The sequence below is a fragment of the Bradyrhizobium sp. USDA 4449 genome (assembly GCF_054056275.1).
This window is the reverse complement of sequence record NZ_JBSRYD010000001.1, coordinates 502368-517012: the sequence shown is the minus strand read 5'-3', so window position 1 is coordinate 517012 and position 14645 is coordinate 502368. Positions and strand designations below refer to the sequence as shown.

General features: G+C 61.0%; 11 protein-coding genes. 3 read left to right on the top strand and 8 right to left on the bottom strand.

Annotation, left to right across the window (positions count from 1 at the left end; genetic code table 11):
• Nucleotides 1-167: 167 nt before the first annotated feature.
• The 5 genes from ACVIIW_RS02450 to glgA form a co-directional block, all read right to left on the bottom strand.
• Nucleotides 168-515: a response regulator gene (locus ACVIIW_RS02450; protein ID WP_456699283.1), complete on the bottom strand. Its 348-nt coding sequence runs from the start codon at nucleotides 513-515 to the stop codon at nucleotides 168-170.
• 309 nt (nucleotides 516-824) lie between these two features.
• Nucleotides 825-3065, bottom strand: coding sequence for a glycogen debranching protein GlgX (glgX, locus tag ACVIIW_RS02445; RefSeq protein WP_456699282.1), 2241 nt, complete (start codon nucleotides 3063-3065; stop codon nucleotides 825-827).
• Nucleotides 3066-3087: 22 nt separating this feature from the next.
• Nucleotides 3088-3366, bottom strand: a complete 279-nt coding sequence (locus tag ACVIIW_RS02440; protein ID WP_456699281.1) for a DUF3606 domain-containing protein — start codon at nucleotides 3364-3366, stop codon at nucleotides 3088-3090.
• A 67-nt stretch (nucleotides 3367-3433) separates the two neighbouring features.
• Nucleotides 3434-4570: a glycosyltransferase family 4 protein gene (locus tag ACVIIW_RS02435; protein ID WP_456699280.1), complete on the bottom strand. Its 1137-nt coding sequence runs from the start codon at nucleotides 4568-4570 to the stop codon at nucleotides 3434-3436.
• 20 nt (nucleotides 4571-4590) lie between these two features.
• Nucleotides 4591-6000 carry a glycogen synthase GlgA gene (glgA, locus tag ACVIIW_RS02430; protein ID WP_456699279.1) on the bottom strand — a complete coding sequence of 470 codons (1410 nt, stop codon included), beginning with the start codon at nucleotides 5998-6000 and terminating at the stop codon, nucleotides 4591-4593.
• Nucleotides 6001-6399: 399 nt separating this feature from the next.
• Between glgA and treZ the strand changes: the two genes are divergently transcribed.
• Nucleotides 6400-8175, top strand: a complete 1776-nt coding sequence (gene treZ, locus ACVIIW_RS02425; RefSeq protein ID WP_456699278.1) for a malto-oligosyltrehalose trehalohydrolase — start codon at nucleotides 6400-6402, stop codon at nucleotides 8173-8175.
• A gap of 157 nt (nucleotides 8176-8332) precedes the next feature.
• Here the strand turns inward: treZ and ACVIIW_RS02420 are convergent, their stop codons facing one another.
• From ACVIIW_RS02420 to ACVIIW_RS02410, 3 genes are all read right to left on the bottom strand, one after another.
• Nucleotides 8333-8695: a response regulator gene (locus tag ACVIIW_RS02420; protein WP_456705067.1), complete on the bottom strand. Its 363-nt coding sequence runs from the start codon at nucleotides 8693-8695 to the stop codon at nucleotides 8333-8335.
• A 50-nt stretch (nucleotides 8696-8745) separates the two neighbouring features.
• On the bottom strand, nucleotides 8746-10398 hold the full coding sequence (locus ACVIIW_RS02415; RefSeq protein WP_456699277.1) for a sensor histidine kinase: 1653 nt from the start codon (nucleotides 10396-10398) through the stop codon (nucleotides 8746-8748).
• A gap of 296 nt (nucleotides 10399-10694) precedes the next feature.
• Nucleotides 10695-12515, bottom strand: coding sequence for a caspase family protein (locus ACVIIW_RS02410; protein ID WP_456699276.1), 1821 nt, complete (start codon nucleotides 12513-12515; stop codon nucleotides 10695-10697).
• Nucleotides 12516-13436: 921 nt separating this feature from the next.
• Here ACVIIW_RS02410 and ACVIIW_RS02405 point away from each other — a divergent pair.
• Nucleotides 13437-13781, top strand: coding sequence for a DUF1236 domain-containing protein (locus ACVIIW_RS02405; protein WP_456699275.1), 345 nt, complete (start codon nucleotides 13437-13439; stop codon nucleotides 13779-13781).
• 89 nt (nucleotides 13782-13870) lie between these two features.
• Entirely contained in the window at nucleotides 13871-14293 is a 423-nt protein-coding gene (locus ACVIIW_RS02400; RefSeq protein WP_456699274.1) for a hypothetical protein, read from the top strand.
• Nucleotides 14294-14645: the final 352 nt, after the last annotated feature.

The following is a 14645-nucleotide window of genomic DNA, read 5'->3' as shown; positions in this document are numbered from 1 at the left end:
CTGGAGCGACAGCTTCGCAGGCATTATTAGGAACGAGGCAATACAGGACGGGTTGGCTCTGTGACTTGTGGGTCCTCTCCTAAAAAAACTAGGCCCCAGAGGGGGCCTTTTCTTTTGGTTTCAGGCCTTGCATTGGTATCCACTATAGGCAGACAGCACGGGTCCTGCTACTTGCCGGTGAGCGACTTCATCGCCTCAAGAAGGCGTTCCAGTCTGAATGGTTTTTGGAGCATGATGCTCCCTGACACCGGGCGCGGGGCAGCGTGTGTGTAGCCGGTTACGTAGATGATTGGGACGTCCGGATTCGCCTCCCGGCATTTGATAGCGATATCCCAGCCAGACAAGTTTCCGGCTAACCTGATGTCGGTGACGAGCAGCTCGGGTGCGGCCTCAGCACATAGCTGAACCGCACGCTCGCCGCTATCGGCTTCCATTACGTCGTGACCGTGCGCCTGCAGGATGTCTACGACCACATCCCGGATCAAGTCTTCGTCTTCGGCTACAAGAATCCGCAAGCTATCCTCCCGTCGCGCTCTTCGTCCACGACGTGAGGACACTGCGCAAGATCGCCGTTCGGCTGGTACAGAAAAGGGCCGCTGTGCCAGCTCGGTCAACAAGGTTGTGCACAGCAAGTCGGAGTTAGTGCCAGGGTTCCAATAATGCTGTCCCAGCTAAAGCGCCCATCATTCATCTTGTGGGCTCGGGATTGCCGTGGGCGGAATCTCGTCTTGGAAAGCGGCGAGGACCGCGGCGCCAACTGCGACAATCAGAGATCCTCCAATCGTCTGCCAATGGTTCGCGAGGCCCTGGAACCGCGGCGTTGATCAAGCCGGCTCGAGGGGCGCCTCGGCAACGTCCAGCAGCGCACCGAGGCCTTGCCGCAAGCGGCGTGTTGCGGTGTTCTCGGTCGCGAGACCAAACACCACAAGTGATCGTCCGGTCACCGCGTAAGCCTGTCCGAATTCAAATGCGGGCATCTGCGCCTCTGGCTGATTGGTATCCACCAGCCCTAACCAACTTCGTCCCTCGGCGACGGCCGGCAGAGTGAAATTCACGACATCATAATGGGCATTGTAGACGAGCAGCATGGTCGCGTCCGATCCGCGCCGCTTGATCCCGGTCTCCTGTGCGCGTCCGTCGAGTAACATGCCGAAGCATTTGGCGTTGCCGTCCTGCCATTGCTCTGTGGTCATCTCCTCGCCAGACGGCGAGAGCCATGTGACGTCATTGACGTCGAGCTCTTCATTGTGGGTTCCTACCAAGAACCGGCTGCGATAGAGGATCGGGAAGGCCTTGCGGATCGCGATCAGCTTGCGCGCGAATTCACGAAGGTTGCGGCCGTTCCCTGTAATTCCCATCCAGTCGAGCCAGGTGGTTTCGTTGTCCTGAGCGTAAGCATTGTTGTTGCCTCGCTGTGTATGTCCGAACTCGTCTCCCGCGAGCAGCATTGGCGTGCCGTGGGACAGCAGCATCGTCGCGAGCATGTTTCGCTTCTGCCGTTCGCGCAGCGCCGTGATCGCCGGATCGTCCGTGGGTCCTTCGGCGCCGCAATTCCAGGAATGGTTGTTGCTGTGGCCATCGCGATTCTCTTCCCCGTTGGCCTCGTTGTGCTTGTCGTTGTAGGACACGAGATCATTGAGGTTGAAGCCGTCGTGAGCCGTGACAAAGTTGACACTGGCCCACGGCCGGCGCCCGCGCTTGTTGAACAGATCGCCGGACCCTGTGATGCGTTTGGCAAAATCGGCAAGGGTGCCCGGATCACCCTTCCAGAAGGCGCGGACAGTGTCCCTGAACTTGTCATTCCACTCGGCCCATCCCGGCGGAAACTGGCCGACCTGGTAACCGCCGGGGCCGATGTCCCAGGGCTCTGCGATCAGCTTGACGCTGGAGAGCACGGGATCCTGGCGGCAGGCGTCGAGGAAGCCGCCGCCTTCATCGAACCCATAAGGCTCGCGTGCCAGGATGGTGGCGAGATCGAAGCGAAAGCCGTCGACCCGCATCTCGGTGGCCCAATAGCGAAGCGAATCCGCAACCAGCTGCAGCACCCGCGGATGCGACAGATTTACGGTGTTTCCGGTGCCGGTATCGTTGATGTAGTAACGCTTCTGGTCCGGCAGTAGGCGGTAATAGCTGGCATTATCGATGCCCTTGAACGAGAGCGTCGGGCCCTGTTCGTTGCCTTCGGCAGTATGATTGTAGACCACGTCCAGGATGACCTCGATGCCGTGAGCGTGGAACTGGTTGACCATTTCCTTGAATTCGTTCGCGAACGGCGTCTTCAGGTACCGCGGCTCCGGGGCGAAGAACCCGATGGAATTGTAGCCCCAGTAGTTGCGCAGGCCTTTGTCCACCAGGTAGCTGTCATCGACGAAGGCATGGATCGGCAACAGCTCCGCGCTGGTGATTCCAAGCGAGCGCAGGTAACCGGGGATTTCCGAATGCGCGAGCCCTGAGAAGGTGCCGCGGTCTGCCTCGGGCACCAGCGGGTGCAGCTGGGTAAAGCCCTTCACGTGCATCTCGTAGACGATCGTCCGTTCCCAGGGCACTTCGGGCTTACGCGCCGCACCCCAGGTGAACGCGGGGTCGATGACGCGGCACTTTTGCATCAATGGGGCGCTGTCGCGCTCGTCGTAAGACAGATCCTTGTCGGCGTGGCCGAGTTGGTAGCCGAACAGTTCCTGTCCCCAGCGCAGTTGCCCGACCAGCTGCTTGGCATAGGGATCGAGCACGAGCTTGTTGGGATTGAACCGGTGCCCTGCGTCGGGCTCGTAGGGACCGTGGACGCGATAGCCGTAGACCGTGCCCGGACGTGCCGAGGGCAGATAGCCATGCCAGACTTCGTCGGTGTATTCCGGCAGCTCGATCCGCTCGAGCTCGGTTTCACCCTCGTCGTCGAATAGGCAGAGCTCCACCCTGGTGGCGTGGGCCGAGAACAGCGCGAAGTTGACGCCAAGGCCGTCCCAGGTGGCGCCGAGCGGAAACGGCTTGCCTTCGGTGATGCGAGAGCGGCGCAGGCTCAAGGCCGCTCGCGTCAAGGCGTCGTCCGGACGCGCTTTCTGGTCCATATCTCCCCCTAAAGCAGTGCGGTCAGGACGCTGGCGCAGGCACGGCTACGTCCGAAGTTGCCGGCTCGGCGGCCGCAGCGGCGATAACGGCTGCGGCAGGCACATCCGCCGGCTTACGCGGAGCGCTGGCCCGCTGCTGGGCAGCTTCCTTGCTGATCGCGGCAATCGAGTTTCCGATCCGCCCGACGATGGCGGTGAGCTCGGCATCGGAAAGGCCAAGACGTTTTCTGACAAGCCGCATCTGAACGCGATCGGTCAGGTCGAGCTTGTTGCGGATGGGCTTGGGTGTCGAGCGGCGCATGGCAGCAACTCCTGTGTGTCATCGTAACCACCGCTCGCTGATTCCGTTCCGATGCGGCTCAAGGATGTCAGCCAGCAGTGGCGGCAGCGATGTCCAAACCTGCAGAAGGTATCAGCATCCCGATTTGGCTGTTACTCTCGAGGGCCGGGCGCACGTCCAGTTGCGGTATTTGCCGAAGTGCGGGTAACCGGCGATAGGCGGCCAGATAGTCCCTCGCCATTCGCTCTGCCGTGAACCGTTGTTCGAACCGCTTGCGAATCGCCGCTCGATCCAATGTCTCGACAGCGTTGGCCGCCGCGACCGCCTCCTCGACGGAATTAACGACAAATCCGCTCAGGCCGTGATCGATGATCTCAGGCACAGAGCCGTGGGCAAGGGCAACCACTGGCGTGCCGCACGCCATCGCCTCGATCATGACGAGACCGAAAGGCTCCGGCCAACAGATTGGAAAGAGCAGCGCACGCGCATTGCCAAGGAAATCGGCTTTCCGGAGTTCATTGATCTCGCCGATGAATTCGACATTCGGATGCGCCGCGATCATCGGCGCGATCACCTGCTCCCAATAGTGTTGATCTGCGGCATCGATCTTGGCCGCCATCTTCAGGGGCACGCCGGTCCTCGCGGCGATCTCGATCGCCTTGTCTGGTCCCTTTTCGGGGGAGATGCGCCCAAGGAACGCAAAATAGTCCCCTGACGGCGCTTGCCGATATGGCAGGATGTTCTCGGGCAATCCATGAAGCACGGTCCCGAGCCAGTTGACCGGGGGCATCGGGCGGCGTTGTGCGTCCGAAATCGAGACGAGCGGAGGTTCGGGGAAGGCGGAGTAGAACGGCTTCAAATCGGGCAGATCGAGACGTCCATGCAATGTCGTGACAATCCGTTCCGCATGGTGCCGCATCAAAGGATAGTGCAGATGATCGATGTGGAAGTGCAGGACGTCGAATTCGTTGGCTCGCCTGGCAACTTGATCCAGCATCATGACGTGATACGGCGTCATATCCTTCACCGAGCGATCGAGCCGCAGCGCCATTTTCGAGCAAGGCACCAGCTCCGCAGAGGTGACAGAGTCTCCGCTCGCGAACAGCGTGACGTCATGCCCTTGGCGAACCAGCTCTTCGGTCAAATACGAGACAATGCGCTCGGTGCCTCCATAGAGCCGTGGCGGGCAGCTTTCCGCAAGCGGAGCGATTTGCGCGATTTTCATGGTCCGTGCTCGATATCTTTCTAGATCGATGATCGGTAAAGATCTGCGTATGTTTTCGCCGACTGCCTCCAGCTAAAGGCCTGCGCCATCGCAGCTCTGCGCATCTGGTCGAGCCTGTCCTTCATCCCGAAGGTCGAGAAGGCGCGGCAAAGACTGCCGAGAAAGCCTGGAGCCGACGCCCGATCGAACAGAAAGCCCGTCTCGCCATCGACAATCGTCTCCGCAAGACCGCCGGTGCGATGGCCGATCGGCAAAGAGCCGAAGCGTTGGGCATACATCTGGCTCAGGCCGCAAGGCTCGAAGCGCGACGGCATCAGCGTGAAATCGCTGCCGGCGAAAATCTTGCGCGCCTCGGCATCCTCGAAGCCAATCTTGACCGCAATCGATTGCGGGGCTCGCGCCTGCGCCTGCAGCAGGGCTTCCTCGAAGCGGGGTTCGCCCTTGCCGGTGACGACGATCTGGCCGCCCGCGTCGACGATCGCTTGCGCGCTCTCGATGACGAGATCGACGCCCTTCTGATGGACCAGGCGCGCGACGAGGGCGAACAGCGGACCGCGGGACACGGCCAGACCAAACTGGTCCCGGACATCGTCGGCGTTCATCGCGCGTTCCGCCCAATCGCCCGCCCCGAACGGTTGAAACAGCGACGAGCACGTGCGCGGATCCCAGCTCTCGTCGATCCCGTTCAGGATTCCGGACAGCTGATGGCGGTCGGCACGCTGCCGCAACAGTCCTTCGAGCCCGCATCCGAACTCGGCAGTGGTGATTTCCCGGGCATAGGTCTGGCTCACGGTCGTCAGGTGTGAGGCGTAGACGAGGCCGGCCTTGATGAAAGACAGGCGGTTGTAGAATTCCACGCCATCGATATTGAAGCTGGTTTCCGGAATGCCCAGCGGAGCGAGCGAACTCCGGTCAAAGACACCTTGATAGGCGAGATTGTGAATCGTGAAGACCGTCGGAATGTGGGCGTAATGCCATTCCAGATAGCCGGGGATCAGCGCGCATTGCCAATCGTTGGCGTGGACCAGATCGGCCTGCCAATCCTTGTCGACCAGGCCTCTGGCGAGCTGCGCGGCAGCGTAAGAGAAGGTCGCAAAACGAACGTTGTTGTCGGACCAGTCAGCGCCGCACCCATCGGCATAGGGCGTTCCCTCCCGCTCGTACAACTCCCGGCAACGAACGACATAATAGCTCAAGCCATCCGCGCTATGCCCAAGACCGACCTCGAACGCCGGAAGAGCGGCGAATGGCGGGCATCGGCCGATTGGCTGGAGGTCCTTGAGCCCGCGTAGAACCGCGGGATAGCCGGGAATGATGACGCGTACGTCAGCAAAACTGCGAAGGGCGCGTGGGAGAGCCGCCGATACGGCGGCAAGACCGCCTACTTGAACGAAGTCCGATACTTCGGGAGTCGCGAACAGGATACGCATCCCCTACGCCCGCCGGCCGAAGTGGTCTGAGCCAACCATCTTTTTGGATTCCAGATGCGCTATCCCAGTGAAGCGCCATCTGTAAATTCTGCGTCGCAGCAATCGTTCCACAAAGCTGCAATGGAGTACGCTTTTTTGTGCTTGGTGCAAAAGTGTACAGAAGCCTTAGGGCTGAGAGGCGGACGACGTAAGACTAGTCTTCCTGGCGAACGCCGCCGAGGAACGATCGCACCGACGCGAGCTTGTTCGTGCCTCGCATGCTTAAGCATTTGTACAGCAGTTGAGATGCCGCAAGGCCCCGCCAGAGCATGCTGTGGTGAACATGCAGCGTGAAAGGCAAGCATTTTGGGTCAGAGACAAGGAGCAGCCGGCCGGATCCGGCGCCACGGTCCGCAGATCGTGGATCATGGGGTCGTCTTCAATCTCTGGGCGCCATCCGCGCAATCGGTCGAATTGCTCGAGGCTAATCGACCGCCGTGTCGCATGCCACGCGACGGAGATGGTTGGTATCAAGTGTTGAGTCAAACCGCTCATGCAGGCACACGCTATCAGTTCAGAATCAATGAAGACCTGGTCGTCCCGGACCCTGCCTCATTCTTTCAGCCGGACGATGTCGGGGCCCCGAGCGAAGTCGTCGACACCGCGACGCTTCGGGACGCCATCCTCTATCCAGGGCGGTCCTGGGCGGAAACGGTGATCTATGAGCTGCACGTCGGCGCCTTCAGCCAGGAAGGGACCTATGCCGGCGTCGAGAGCAGGTTGCCTTATCTGCGCGATCTCGGCATTACGGCCATCGAGCTAATGCCGCTCAACGACGTTCCCGGCCGGCACAATTGGGGCTATGACGGCGTGCTGCTGAACGCTCCAAACGCGCGCTACGGCCGGCCACAGGATCTCAAGCGCCTTCTGCGGGCCGCTCACGCGCTCGACATCATGGTCTATCTCGACGTTGTTTATAACCATTTCGGACCGCAACTGAATTATCTGCACAGCTATGCGGAGAGTTTTTTCACGAGTCGTCATACGACCGGGTGGGGACCTGCGGTCAACCTGGAGGGGCGCGAGGGCGCGTTCGTCCGCGAGTTTCTGATTGAGAACGCACTGATGTGGCTGCGCGACTACGGCTTCGACGGCCTCCGCCTCGATGCCGTCCACGCGCTCAAGGACGATTCGGATCGGCACTTTCTCGTCGAGCTCGCCGAGACCGTGCGTCACGAATTGCCGGGCCGCCGCGTGCACCTGGTGCTGGAGAACGAAGCGAACCAGGCCCGTCTACTTGAGCGCCAGCAAGGCCATACGAGGTACTATGACGCGCAGTGGAGTGACGACTTTCACAACGCGCTGCATGTGCTTCTGACAGGAGAGGATGAAGGTTACTACCGTGCCTTTGCCGACAAGCCGCTGGCGCACCTCGCACGATCCTTGAGCGAGGGATTTGCATATCAGGGCGAAGTATTTCCGCTCCACAACGAACCGCGCGGCGAGCCGAGTGCTCATCTTCCGCCTGAAGCGACCATCTTCTTTGCGCAGAATCATGATCAGATCGGCAATCGTGCTCATGGGGAGCGATTGTCGAAACTGGTAAGTCCGGAAAAACTCACACAGGCTTTCGCCCTGGTTCTGCTGAGCCCCCACATTCCAATGATGTTCATGGGCGAGGAGGCGGCAGTCGACACCCCGTTTCTGTTCTTCGCAGATTGGTCCGGCGAGGCCGCCGAGCTGACGCGAGAAGGCCGTCGCAAGGAATTTGCGCACTTCAGGGCGTTCTCGACGCCTGAGCTGCGTGCTCAAATTCCTGATCCTTGTGACGAGCAAACTTTTCGCGCCTCGAAGCTGGATTGGTCCCACATCGACGGTTCTCCAACCAGTCTGAAAGTCCGGCGACTGACACAGCAGTTGCTGCAGATCCGTCGCCAAAAGATCGTCCCGCTGCTGCGGAGCGGGATTGTCTCCGCCGACAGCAGACTCCTCGGCAATGACAGTTCCGCTGGTGGGCTGGATGTCCGGTGGCGTACGAGATCTGGCAAAGCATTGCAGATCGTCACCAGTTTCGCCGACCATGAGCTGGACATGCCGGGCTTGGTCCAGGGGGAGACCTTGTGGCCTACGAGCTCTGCTGACAAAAAAGTGCTCCTGCCGAACGAGCTGGTCGTGAGGCTCGGCCACGAAGGCTGATGCCCTAAGCGAGGTTTTTGAGGCGAAACCGATCACGATAAAGGCTGCAACCCGGCAAGTTTAGTTCGCCGGGAGGTCTGACGTCAGTCACCAGCAGATCCGCGCGCTCTTTCCCACATCAGGCCCTCGCATCCCGAACGCAAGGGAATGTGCGGCATCAGGCGCCGCTTCGTGTAAGCAAGCGAGACAGTTGTGTTGCGAGCCTGTCCTTTGTCAGCGGTTTTTGCAAAACCGCAAGGGGCTTTATGGATTCGGCTCGAGCCAGCGTCGATTGGTCGGTGTTCGCAGTCACGAAGATCGCCTCGATGCCGTAGAGCGATCGGATCTCCAGGGCGGCCGTGATCCCATCGACCGGCCCGACGAGTCGGATGTCCATTAGTACGACATCCGGTTTTTCCTCGCCGGCGATCCGGATGGCCTGCTCGGCGGAGACTGCGGTGCCGACCACCATATGGCCGAGCGACCTGACCTGCTCCTCGGCATCCAGAGCGATGAAGAACTCGTCCTCGACGATCAGCACCTTCAATCTGTTCGCGTCCACATTCACTCCTGCGCAGGCTTGGGCTCGTTTTATTGGACGACATGGTCAGCCGGAATGATAAGCTCCCACCGCACGCCCTGCGGGGTAAAATCCAGTTTTGAGGAGCCGTTCAGCGCCCGCGGAACGAGCTCGGTAATCACGCGATAGCCGAACCCTTCCTGCTCCATGTGCGGCGCCGGGCCTTCGTGTTCGCCCCATGTGAGCCGGGCCGCGCCGTTCTCCAGCGCCTCCCAGACCACGACCAGCCGTCCAGCCTCATTCGATAACGCACCGTATTTCGACGCGTTCGTCGCCAGCTCGTGGAGGGCAAAGCCCACGTTTTGAATCGCCGTCGTGTCCAGGAAGATGTCCGGCCCACTGGTTTGAGCGCGGGGCCCAGCGCCGAACGGTTCGAGGTGAGCATGCACGAGATCGCGCATCCAGGCTCCTCGCCAGTTCTGGCTGAGCAGGAGGTCCTGCGACTGCGCCAGCCCCAGAATCCGGCGGTCAAAACGGCCGATGAATTCGTCCACGGTGGCGCTCTCGCGCGCCGTCTGAAGCGCCATGCCCTTGACGACGGCAAGCTGGTTCTTGGCCCGGTGAACCAGTTCGCGCATGAGGAAATCGGAGTGCCGGGCGCGCTCCTTCAATTCCTTCGAGGCCTTTGCCAACGTCTCGATCAGAACATTCGCTTCAAGCAACGAGGTCGGGTTGACGGATACGTCCTCGCCTCGACCAACAGCTGCTGCCGCGTGAGTCGCTTCGTCGAGCGGCCGTGCCATCAGCCTGGCGAACAGATAGGCAAGAGACCCTCCGAGTATGAGCGCCAGCCCCACCAGCAACACGGCGAAGAATAGGCTCCGGTCGTAGGGCTCCTGCGTGTGCGAGAGCGGCACGGTCGCGGACACGAACCAGGGTGCCCGCTCAGATTTGACGCTGGCGCGCAAGACGTGCTCTCCGGCAATATTGACGGCTGGATAGACGCGATCGGCGTTTTTCGTCTGTTCGAACAATTCAGCCGGCAGAGGTCTGCCGACATATTCGTCCTGCTGCTGGGACCGGGCAACGACAATGCCGTTGCTACCGGTCACGCCGGCGAGCCAGGCAGGGTCGAGCCTAACCTCCGCTAGGACGTCGGCGACGTATGCAGCTTGGAAGGACATGATCAGTACGTATCGCACGCGCTTCTCGTCGTCGAAGACTGGCACTTCGACGTTGAAGACCGGCAGACCGTTGACCGATCCCTTGAACAAGTTCGATATTTGAGGCTTTCCGGTATCTATGACCCGCTGCGCCGTGACCGGGTCGGACGTTGGCGGCAGCTCGGCTCCGAAGTCCTTGAGTGTGTCGACGAGTTGTCGATACGAAGTGTCGATCAGCACGATCGCGGCCTTCTTCGGCCTCAGCGCGAGGACAGCCTGCTGATGGAATGCGCTCAGATCTCCGCTCCGGAGCTCCGATGACGTCGCCAAGGTTTCGAGGGTCACCAGCGCCCTATCGAGCTCCCTGTCGACGACAAAGCGGATATTCTGAGCGATCTGCATGACGCGGCGCTCGATCTGCGATTGCTCGATGGCCGCCATCCGGTTCAGGCCAACGAAAGAGACGGCGAGCACAGGAAGGATCAGCGCGATGGCGAATAGGGTCAGGTAGGTCCGTACCCGCCGCGGGCGAGCGGTCGAACTCTCCGGCAAATGGTTCATCAGGGAGCCACCAGTGCGCGGACCAGGAAAGTCACCCTGCTGCCGTTCCGCTGCGACGCGCCAATTCGAAAACCGCTATCTGGCCCATATGTCATTTTGCCCCCGGCGGGAGCCAAACGCCTAGCCGAGTTCCAAGTTCCAATGTCCGGCGCGTGCCCACTGTCGATCGAACGAAGGAGACCAAAGTCGGCTATCGCAAAACTTAGTCGTCAGCTGGTGAAGCGGGGGGCCGGGTCGGCGGGCAATTCGGCCATTGACGTGGATCCGATCCCAGACCGCCGCGGCCCGCACATTGGTTACCTGCTTCCAGCCATCAATCGCCCGAGGCAGGCGTTGAATGCCTGGGTATTTCCCCCGGCACCATTCCGGCCATACTCCCATTTTCCGGTGGAAGCATCACAGCGCCCGCCGATTTCCAGCGCGCACCGCTGACTAATGCTGGTACAGCGGCCGCGGGCCGAAGAGCGCCGTTCGCCGGGTTTGGAATCAATTGCCTCTGGTCTAGCGGCCAGGGGGCGCTCGGGTTTTCGCGCTGGCGTCTTGTCGCTTTGAATGCACTCGCCCTTCTCACTGAGAGCCAGTCCGCCCCCGCACGTGCGCCTGACGCAGTGATCGCCGATTGGTTCAAAACCCCGCTCGCAAACTTTCGGGCAGACGCGGTCGCGCCGGGCCTTGATGGCGTCGAGCAGGTTCAGGCTGGCAAACTTGGTATCGAATTTCGTCCCTGCAAACTTGTTGAAGTTTGAAACTGATTGCTGCGACGTAGCGCTCCAGCCGTCATCTGATGTTGCGGTCAAGCAGCCAACGCGGCGCAGCTCCTGCTGCACCAAATTCTTGATCTCCTCTGCCGAGCGCTCAGGTTGACTTGTTGACGGTGGAAGTGCGGCCACCTTCTGCTGGTGTTCGGTGGCAAACGGCTGAGTAATAGCCTGCTTCTCGTCGAACTTGGCAACGCTCTGTTCAGCCGCGGCTTCCATCTCCTTCCGCTTTCGTTCGGCTGCTGCCGCCTTCGCTTCCACCGCCAGCTGCAATTTCTCGGCAGCGACGCGGTCGTCCTCGGCGGCCTTAGCTGCGGCCTCCGCTTTGTCTTGCTCGGTCTTCCTGGTTTGGTCGGCCGCGAGCCGAGCCTTCTCCTCTTCAGCAATCCGGGCTCTTTCAGCAGCCGTTGCGCGCGTCTCCTCGGCGGCGACTCGATCCAACTGTCCGTGAGCGAGGCTGGCGTAAAAGCCGTCGGGATATTGAGCGAGAAACGCAGCCCAGACCGCTCGGGTCCCGACCTGGAGCGCGAGCTCATAGTCCCGCCGAGCGGCAGACTGCGGATCGGCCTGCTGCGGTGCACCTGCGGACATTGCTGGCACCAATGAAACATCTTCGCCCCCGAGAGAGCCATAGACGTAGGGCTCCTGCTTGTAGCCGGTTTTCTTAAGGACATCGTCTCGCACAAATCCAAATGCCTTACGCAAGTCGAGACCGGGCGTCGGAAGCCGCTCAACTATGGCCGCTGCAAATGGACTGTTCTTCGAATCGCCGTCCGATGCCGTTGATCCCGCCTTGGCGGCGAAGGCGATCATTGTATTCGGACTCGTTGGCTCGACCTTCGCAAGGCCGCGCCCGATCGCCCGGGAGGCCACGGTCCGCTTCATGGTCTTGGCGAATGGGTTGTCGCGACAGGCGTCAAGGATAATCAGACGTAGCTGTCTGGCAGGCTCGACGGCGAACAGCGCACGATCTAGCGCCACGGTCTCGTCTAAGACATCACTGTCGGTCTCCAGCGCGGCGTCGGTGGGGATCAGATAATTGACTCCGTCGAGCTCGATACCATGACCAGCGTAGTAGACAACCGCGATATCGGCCTCGCGCGCCCGAGCACCAAAATCGCGCAAGGCCTTCCGCATCTCGATAGCGTTGAGATCCGTCCTGATGTCGACGGACTCGAACCCGGCCTTCTTGAGCATGTCGCCGACCAGAGCGGCATCGTTCACGGGATTGACCAGCCGTGGCACGCTCTTGTACGCGGAGTTGCCGAGCACCAGCGCAACTCTATGCGCCTGAGCCGAACCTAAGCTGAGCCAGGACAGGGAAAAAAGAAGGAGATAACACAGCCGAACGGTATGCATATCTGGTCCAAATCGTCGTCCCACCACAATATTCGGAGTGCCACCCAAGACAAGTGCGGCGGCTTGATTTGGTGACTGAAACAAATGTTAGGCGGCCTCCATCGGGCGTGCCTGCTGGGATTGCGGACCAGTCCGGAGAGGACGACGCGAGGGGGCAGCCCGGCGCTCTGCGGCAAGCACCCATTGTAAGTGTAGGCAGGGGCCCGCTTCAGGGAGGCGGTGGGCCTAGAATCGTGAGACAGGGTTGGTGAACGAAAAACGCCGCCAACTGGGGCGGCGTCGAAAATGGGCGTGGTAAGTTACTTACCAGCCGTGATGCCGCCAGCCGTAGTGATGGCCGCGACCTCTACCCCATCCGTAGTGATGACCACGTCCGCCGTGATGGCCCCAGCCGTGTCCGCCGCCATGACCATGGCCTCCTTTGACTTGGATAACACCGCTGTTCGAGGTCCCCAGCGCACCTGGAGACGCTATGGGCATTGCTGACGCTGACAGTATTGAAGATAGAAAGAGAATGCTGACAGCAGACCCGGTGAAAAGTAGTCGGTTCATCGTATTGCCTCCAAGGCGACACCACCCGTCGACCGAAACAGTCAAATGGGAGAGGCTCCTGAAGTTCCGGGGCAGAGCGGCATTGATGCCTTTCCAGGCGAATGCCAGCTTTGTTATCTCCCGCAGAATCCCGATCTGGCGTGTGGCATTAACCTCATTCTGCGAGATCGGGCGGTCCAGGATTCCCGTGCTTGCCATTTGGTTGTGAGTCGCCTCCATGAACAGAGACGGCTCCCCGCACCCCGCGCGACAGCGTTCTCGTCTCCGCGACTCGGGAAAATCAGGCAGCTGATCGGGCCGTTTTCCGGAACCTTGCCGTCATTCGTAAGTTCTCGCATGCCGCATATGGCGGCGAGGAGAACCAACAAAATGAACAAGCTTCTACTGACGACCGCGATGGTCGCGCTGATCTCGACAGGCGCGCTGGCGCAGTCCACGGTCGTCACCACGACCGGCACGGGTCACACCGCTGCCGTGCAGATCGAGCCGGAATACCGCACAAAGATCCGCACTTTCGTCACCGAACACAAGGTCCGTCCCGTTGAGACGCGCGAGAAGATCGTCGTCGGTCAACCGGTGCCCCGCGAAGTCGAACTCGAGGCGGTGCCTGCCGACTGGGGTCCCTCGCTGACCAAGTACCGCTACGTTTACTCAGGCGAGCGCGTGATGCTGGTCGATCCGTCGACCCGCACGGTCGTCCAGGAGATCGACTAAGCCCTCCAGTGGCGGGTCGCTGAAAGCAGCCCCCGTCACTCCGATCCTTTCCCGCCCATACCCGATTTCTCCTTTGCGAGCGGCCGTTCATGCCGATCATTCGTTATTTCGTCTTCGTCGGCGGGCTGCTGTTGGCGCTGCTCTTCGCTGCGGATTCGTATCTGCCGGCGCCGGTCGAGCAGGCGGGCCGGTCCGAGCCAGACAGAACCATCATTCGGATCGCCTCAGCGAGAAGCCTCCCGGAGAAGATCGTGTTCGACACCCGCGCTCGCACCGATTTGCCCGCAATCGCCAAGGCCGAACCACCTGCTGAAGAACCTCAGCAGCAAGTGCGCGAAGCCATGGCTGCGGTGCCTGCAACGCCTGCCGCCGAGCCGAAGAAAGACACGCCTGTGCGCGCGGCCGCAGCGACCCGCCCCCAACCGAAGCGCTCGGCAAAGCTACACAAAAGAACTCCCGACCGGCGTCTCGCCTTGGAGCGGCCCGACCCCTTTGCCAGCGGATGGTGGTGAGGAATGCCGGTGCGAGATGCTGTTTGTCGCGCGTCTGAACGGGGGATGGCGGATCACGGACAAGGGGCGGGCCGTGCTCGAATACATGGAGGCCAAGTCCGCTGAGATGCAGACGGGCGGCGCTGCGCCCGGGGCGGAATCTTCAGTGTCAACGCAAGCGTCACCGCTTCTTGTGGCCAGACAAACGGGCCGCAGCCGAAGGCTGCAGCGCCGGCGAGCAGCGCGCGAGCGCGCTCGAGACAGGGCGTGCTAAGCTCGTTCTGTCCGCAGGATCATTTGGGCCAGTCGTCGCCGCGACGAAGCCAGTCTTGAGGAGCGCAACAGGAGGAAAGGATCGGCGCGTTCGTCCGCA

Excerpts from the sequence above, each read along its gene's own strand:
- glgX (WP_456699282.1), bottom strand. The coding sequence starts at position 3,065 with ATGGACCAGAAAGCGCGTCCGGACGACGCCTTGACGCGAGCGGCCTTG.
- ACVIIW_RS02440 (WP_456699281.1), bottom strand. The coding sequence starts at position 3,366 with ATGCGCCGCTCGACACCCAAGCCCATCCGCAACAAGCTCGACCTGACC.
- ACVIIW_RS02435 (WP_456699280.1), bottom strand. The coding sequence starts at position 4,570 with ATGAAAATCGCGCAAATCGCTCCGCTTGCGGAAAGCTGCCCGCCACGG.
- glgA (WP_456699279.1), bottom strand. The coding sequence starts at position 6,000 with ATGCGTATCCTGTTCGCGACTCCCGAAGTATCGGACTTCGTTCAAGTA.
- ACVIIW_RS02415 (WP_456699277.1), bottom strand. The coding sequence starts at position 10,398 with ATGAACCATTTGCCGGAGAGTTCGACCGCTCGCCCGCGGCGGGTACGG.
- ACVIIW_RS02410 (WP_456699276.1), bottom strand. The coding sequence starts at position 12,515 with ATGCATACCGTTCGGCTGTGTTATCTCCTTCTTTTTTCCCTGTCCTGG.
- ACVIIW_RS02405 (WP_456699275.1), top strand. The coding sequence starts at position 13,437 with ATGAACAAGCTTCTACTGACGACCGCGATGGTCGCGCTGATCTCGACA.
- ACVIIW_RS02400 (WP_456699274.1), top strand. The coding sequence starts at position 13,871 with ATGCCGATCATTCGTTATTTCGTCTTCGTCGGCGGGCTGCTGTTGGCG.